Origin of the sequence: Phycicoccus elongatus Lp2 (assembly GCF_000367525.1) — a bacterium.
GTDB lineage: Bacteria > Actinomycetota > Actinomycetes > Actinomycetales > Dermatophilaceae > Phycicoccus_A > Phycicoccus_A elongatus.
Genome location: NZ_HF570956.1, coordinates 2,876,466 through 2,882,718 on the forward strand (window position 1 = coordinate 2,876,466; position 6,253 = coordinate 2,882,718).

Below are 6,253 nucleotides of genomic sequence, written 5' to 3' on the forward strand. Positions count from 1 at the left end.
CCTGGACGCCGTCGATGCCGTCGGTCTGGGGGCGGGCGCCGATGCCGCCATCCTTGAGCGCAAGCGCGCCATCGTCGAGGCGGCCCTGGCTCGCAGCGCCCCCTCCCTGACCACCGCCGGGTCACCGGCCGGTCGGGCCAAGGCGATCCTCGCCGCGCTCGGCGGCCCAGATCTCGCCCTGCTCACCGGGGTCGTGCTCGGTGCGGTCGAGGGCGGTGCGCCGGTCATCCTGGACGGACTGGCCGGCTCCCTCCCGGGCCTGCTCGCGACGCGGATCGAGCCGGCCGTTCAGGCCCACCTCATCGCCGGGCAACGCTCACGCGAGCGCGCCCACGCTGCCGTCCTGCGCGCCCTCGGCCTGGAGCCGCTGCTCACCCTGCGGCTGCGCGCCGGTGAGGGCGTGGGCGCGTGTCTCGCGGCGTCGATGCTCCTCCAGGGCCTCCGCATGCGTCGTCTCGCCGCCCGCACGGTGGAGTGAGCAGACACCTCGGCCTCGATTCGACCAACGCTCCCGACACCGACGTCGGGACCTCGTTCCGACGACCAGCTCCGGGAGCGTCCGCCTACGACGGGCTCAGCAGGTAGACGTCCATGATCCAGCCGTGCTCGGCCCGCAACTCGGCGCGCAGAGCGATGAGGTCGTCGATGACGTCCGCCAGCCGACCCGACCGCAAGGTCTGCTGGGGAAGCCCGAGATAGGCGCCCCAGTGAATGACCAGGTCCGGCGCCCGCTCCACCAGGGCCTGGCAGGCCAGGTGGCCGTCGAGCATGACGACAACACTGCCCAAGGCGGGGCTCCACTCCGCCGCCAACCGACGACCCGTCGTGATGTGCACGGGCTGGCCGACGGCGTGCAGCACGATCCCGTGCGCGGCGGCGAGGGCTTGGAAGGCCGAGATCCCGGGCACGACGTGCATGTCGATGGGAAGCCGCTCACCGATGGCGTCGACGACGCGAATCGTGCTGTCGTAGAACGCGGGGTCACCCCACACGAGGAAGCCCACGACGGCGTCGTCCGGTAGGTCGGCGATCACGTCCGCATAGCGGTCGGCCCGCGCCGCATGCCAGTCGGCGACGCCGGATTGGTATGCCGCGTCGTCGCGTTCGGCGTCCGGCCCCCTCACCGGGTCGGTCACCGTGAGGAAGCGGTAGTCCTCGCCCTCGATCCCGTCGATGAATTGCGCGCAGAGGGCCCGACGCACCGAGACCAACTCGTCCTTGGCCGCACCCTTGTCGGCGACGAGGAAGACATCGACGCTGCGCAGGGCCGCGATCGCCTCCTGGGTGAGGTGCCCGGGGGAGCCGGCGCCGATCCCGATGACCTTGACCTGGCGCGGTGCGACGTGGGGGCTCATGAGTCACTCCGCGCCGTGAGGGCGAGCAGGGCGTCGAGGTCGAGGTGCTCCTCCACCGCGTCGGCGAGGGCATCGATCATGGCCGAGCGCCGCTGCGCGAATCCGGCTGTCCCGGGCCGTGATTGCCACAGCGAGCCGGACAGGGCCGCCACGTCGGCGAGGAAGGCGCGCCGGAAGTCGTCCCCCTCCAGGGTCCCGTGCCAGATCGACCCGAAGACCGCCTCGCGGCGCATGCCGCCGGGGAAGGAGCCGTCGTCGTCGACGACACCGTGGTGGATCTCGTAGCCCTCGACCCGGTGTCCGCGCCAGGTGCCGGTCGGCCGGCCCAGCACCTTCTCGCGCGCAAAGGTGACCGTCGCCGGCAGCAGGCCCAGACCGGGCACGACACCAGCCCCGCTCTCGATGGAGTCATCGATCGTGGCGGCCAACATCTCGTAGCCACCACAGATCCCCAGCACCGGACGGCCGACGGCTGCGCGTTCGAGGACGACATCGGCCAGCCCTTGCTCCCGCAGCCACGCCAGGTCACTGACCGTGGCTCGCGAGCCCGGCAGGACGAGCAGGTCGGCCTCACGGCATACGTCGGCATCGGTGGTCACCCGCACGTCGACGCCGGGCTCGGCGGCCAAGGCGTCCACATCCGTGGCATTCGACGTCCGCGGGAAGCGGACGACGGCGACTGACAGGCGGTCGACGATCCCGTCCTGCGATGGGCGCCAGCGTCCGATCGAGAGGGCGTCCTCGGAGTCCAGCCAGACGTCCTCGAGCCAGGGGAGCACCCCGACGAAGGGCACGCCGGTGCGGCGGGTGATCTCCTCAAGACCCGGTGTCAGCACGGACTCGTCACCGCGAAACTTGTTGATGCAGAACGCCTTCAGCAGTGCCCGGTCGTCCTCGTCGAGCAGGGCCCACGTGCCGTAGAGAGCCGCGAGGATGCCACCGCGATCGATGTCACCGACGACCATCACCGGGAGGTCGAAGCGGCGCGCGAGCCCCATGTTGACGTAGTCACCGCGCCGCAGGTTGATCTCGGCGGGGGAGCCGGCACCCTCGGCGACGACGAGGGCGTGCCTGGCGGCCAACTCCTCGTAGGCCGCGAAGGCGGCCGTGGCCAGATGGGCCCGGCCGGTGGCGTACTCACCGGCCCGGAGCTCGCCGGCGGGCTGCCCCCGCAGCACGACGAACGCCCGGCGGTCGCTGCCGGGCTTGAGCAGGACGGGGTTGTGCAAGGAGCTCGCCTCGACACCAGCCGCCTCGGCCTGGAGGTACTGCGCCCGCCCGATCTCGGAGCCGTCGCGGCAGACCATCGAGTTGTTCGACATGTTCTGGCTCTTGAAGGGAGCAACGCTCAACCCCCTGCGGGCGAAGGCGCGGCACAGGCCGGTGACGACGAGCGACTTGCCCGCATCCGAGCTCGTCCCGGTCACCAGCAGTCCAGCCACGCGGCGACCTTACAGTGGCCTCGTGAGCGACCCCGTGAGCATCCACCTCGTCCGCCACGGGCAGTCGACGTGGAACGTCGAGGGTCGCTTGCAGGGGCAGATCGCCCACCCCGAGTTGACGCCCCTCGGACGTGCTCAGGCCGGCGCGGCCGCCGCCGTCGTGCGCAAGCGGTGCGCCCGCCGCGGCCCCGCGGTCCGCCTGCTCTCGAGTGACCTCGTGCGGGCGGCCCAGACCGCCGACGTCATCGCGCAGCGCCTCGCCGTGCCCGTCGAGCTCGAGCCCGCCCTGCGTGAGCAGGGCCTGGGCCGACTCGAAGGTCGCCTCACGCGTGAGCTCACCGGCGAGCCGACCCCCGAGGGCGTGGACGTGACGGAGGTCCGGTGGGGCGGTGGCGAATCGATCGAGGATGTCCACGACCGTCTGGGCCGCCTCTTTGACCGGGTGCTGGCCAGCGCGGGAGGCGACCTCGTGCTCGTCACCCACGGCGACACCCTGCGCGTCGCCATCGCCTGGCTGCTCGGTCGCTCCCACCGCGAGGTGGACTGGGACCCGGCCCCCAACGGCAGCGTGACGACCCTGGAGGTCGATCCCGCTAGACTTCTGCACCAACAGCGTCTGAGCCGTCATCAGCGGCGAGCTTCCGGAAGAACAGCGGGTCTGGACTCACCCAGCACCGCCCACTAGACCCGGACGAGTCGGGCTTCGTCACAGCCTTCGGCAAGAGCGGTCGTATGCCGTGTGCCCGCCTCCCGCAGCCCGCTGCGGTGGGTGAGCGGGCGGCATACGGCAAGCGAGGTGGCACCGCGGAGGTGAGCACCCGGCATACGGCATCGTGTGCGGGACTCCTTCGTCCTCGTCCCAGAGATGACGAGTTGACGATCCGCAGGAGCGAAATCAAGCCATGACCTATCCCAAGGTCTCGACGACCGGCGACCACACCGGAGCCGCCTTCGGCGTCCCGCCGAGCCCGCGCTTCCCCCAGATCGAGGAGTCCGTGCTGGCCTACTGGGCAGAGGACGGGACCTTCCAGGCCTCGATCGACCAGCGACCGGCCGGGGTCGACGGGTCGAACGAGTTCGTCTTCTACGACGGGCCGCCTTTTGCCAACGGGCTGCCGCACTACGGCCACCTGATCACGGGCTACGTCAAGGACATCGTGCCGCGCTACGAGACCATGCGCGGCAGGCATGTCGAGCGGCGCTTCGGGTGGGACACCCACGGCCTGCCCGCCGAGCTCGAGGCGATGAGCCAGCTCGGCATCAAGACCAAGGACGAGATCCTCGAGCTCGGCATCGACGCCTTCAACGCCAAGTGCCGTGAGTCGGTCATGAAGTACACGAGCGACTGGCGCGAGTACGTCACGCGGCAGGCGCGCTGGGTCGACTTCGACAACGACTACAAGACCCTGAACCCAGAGTTCATGGAGTCGGTGCAGTGGGCGTTCAAGACGCTCTATGACAAGGGCCTGGTCTATGAGGGTTTCCGCGTCCTGCCTTACTGCTGGAACGACGAGACGCCGCTGTCCAACCACGAGCTGCGGATGGACGACGACGTCTACAAGATGCGTCAGGACCCGGCCGTCACCGTCGGATTGCGCCTGTCGACAGGCGAATTGGCGCTCGTCTGGACGACGACGCCGTGGACGCTGCCGAGCAACCTGCTCATCATGGTCGGGACCGACATCGACTACGTCGTCGTCGAGTCCTCGGTGCCGACCGGCTCGCCCGAGCGCTATGTCATCGCCGCGGCCCGCGCCCAGTCCTTCGCCCGCGAGTTCACGGGCGACCCCAAGGGTGACGTCGAGGCGCTCATCGTCGAGCGGCTCACGGGTGCCGACCTGCTCGGGCGCTCCTACACCCCGCCGTTCTCGTACTACGAGGGCCAGGCGAACGCCTTCCGGGTCGTCGAGGCCGACTTCGTCACGACGACCGATGGCACCGGGCTGGTCCACTCGGCCGGCGCCTTCGGTGAGGACGACAAGGTCGTGACCGACCGCGAGGGCATCGAGCCGGTCATGCCGGTCGGTGCCGACGGGACCTTCACCTTCCCGGTGCGGGAGTACGCCGGGATGCTCGTCTTCGACGCCAACTCCTTGATCATCGACGACCTCAAGAAGGCCACGCATGGTGAGCAGGTCGGCTCAGTCACCCCGGGGACGGTGCTGTTGCGCCGCGAGACCTATGACCACTCCTACCCCCACTGCTGGCGCTGCCGGCAGCCGCTGATCTACAAGGGTGTGTCGAGCTGGTTCGTCGAGGTCACGGCGTTCAAGGACCGCATGGTCGAGCTCAACCAGGAGATCACCTGGGTGCCCGAGCACGTCAAGGACGGCCAGTTCGGCAAGTGGCTGGAGAACGCCCGCGACTGGTCGATCACCCGCAACCGGTTCTGGGGGAGCCCGGTGCCGGTGTGGAAGTCGGACAACCCGCAGTTCCCGCGGATCGATGTCTACGGCTCCTTCGCCGAGCTCGAGGCCGACTTCGGCCGGCTGCCGCTGAACGCTGCGGGCGAGCCGGATCTGCACCGACCGTTCATCGACGAGCTGACCCGTCCCAACCCCGATGACCCGAGCGGGACGTCCACGATGCGCCGCGTGGAGGACGTGCTCGACGTGTGGTTCGACTCCGGCTCGATGTCGTTCGCGCAGGTCCACTACCCCTTCGAGAACGCCGACTGGTTCGAGCACCACTTCCCCGGCGACTTCATCGTCGAGTACATCGGCCAGACGCGCGGCTGGTTCTACACCCTGCACGTCCTCGCGACGGCCCTGTTCGACCGGCCGGCGTTCAAGTCGGTGGTCAGCCACGGCATCATCCTCGGCAACGACGGCCAGAAGATGAGCAAGTCGCTGCGCAACTACCCCGACGTCAACGAGGTGTTCGACCGCGACGGGGCCGATGCGATGCGCTGGTTCCTCATGAACTCGAGCATCCTGCGGGGCAGCAACCTGATCGTCACCGAGGAGGGCATCCGCGAGGGCGTCCGCCAGGTGCTCATGCCGCTGTGGAACTCGTGGTACTTCTTCTCCCTCTACGCCAACGCCATGAATGGTGGGCAGGGGTATGCCGCGCGCTGGTCGACCGCGTCGACCGACCCGCTCGACCGCTACCTGCTCGCCAAGCTCCACCAGTTGGTCGAACGCACCACCGCCCAGCTCGATGTCTATGACATTCCCGGCGCCTGCGAGAGCGTGCGCCAGTTCGTCGACGTGCTCACCAACTGGTACATCCGGCGGAGCCGGGAACGCTTCTGGGACACCGGTTCCGGGCGCACGCCGTCCGACGCCGAGAGCGCGACGGGCGGCACGGCATACGAGGCGTTCGACACCCTCTACACGGCGCTGGAGGTGCTCACCCGGGTGGCCGCACCGCTGCTGCCGCTCGTGACGGAGGAGATCTGGCGTGGTCTCACCGGCGGGCGGTCGGTGCACCTCACCGACTGGCCGTCGGGGGGGG

Annotated in this window: 5 protein-coding genes; 3 read left to right on the forward strand and 2 right to left on the reverse strand. The window is 69.6% G+C overall.

Features of this window, described 5'->3' with window-relative positions; genetic code table 11:
* Positions 1–478: nicotinate-nucleotide--dimethylbenzimidazole phosphoribosyltransferase (locus BN10_RS13940; protein WP_040751972.1), on the forward strand; the 478-nt coding region annotated here is incomplete at its 5' end.
* Positions 479–563: 85 nt separating this feature from the next.
* On the opposite strand, the gene cobF is transcribed toward BN10_RS13940, so the two are convergent.
* Positions 564–1,355, reverse strand: coding sequence for a precorrin-6A synthase (deacetylating) (cobF, locus tag BN10_RS13945; protein WP_010851897.1), 792 nt, complete (start codon positions 1,353–1,355; stop codon positions 564–566).
* Positions 1,352–2,797 (reverse strand): cobyric acid synthase, encoded by a 1,446-nt coding sequence (locus BN10_RS13950; RefSeq protein WP_010851898.1) that lies wholly within the window; start codon positions 2,795–2,797, stop codon positions 1,352–1,354. The genes cobF and BN10_RS13950 overlap by 4 nt, the downstream gene beginning before the upstream one ends.
* Positions 2,798–2,831: 34 nt before the next feature.
* On the opposite strand from BN10_RS13950, the gene BN10_RS13955 reads away from it, so the two are divergent.
* Complete coding sequence (locus tag BN10_RS13955; RefSeq protein ID WP_156917411.1) at positions 2,832–3,482, forward strand: histidine phosphatase family protein; 651 nt, start codon at positions 2,832–2,834, stop codon at positions 3,480–3,482.
* Between the two features lie 217 nt (positions 3,483–3,699).
* Positions 3,700–6,253, forward strand: a 2,554-nt coding sequence (gene ileS / locus BN10_RS13960; RefSeq protein ID WP_084311102.1) for an isoleucine--tRNA ligase, incomplete at its 3' end; no start/stop codon positions are given.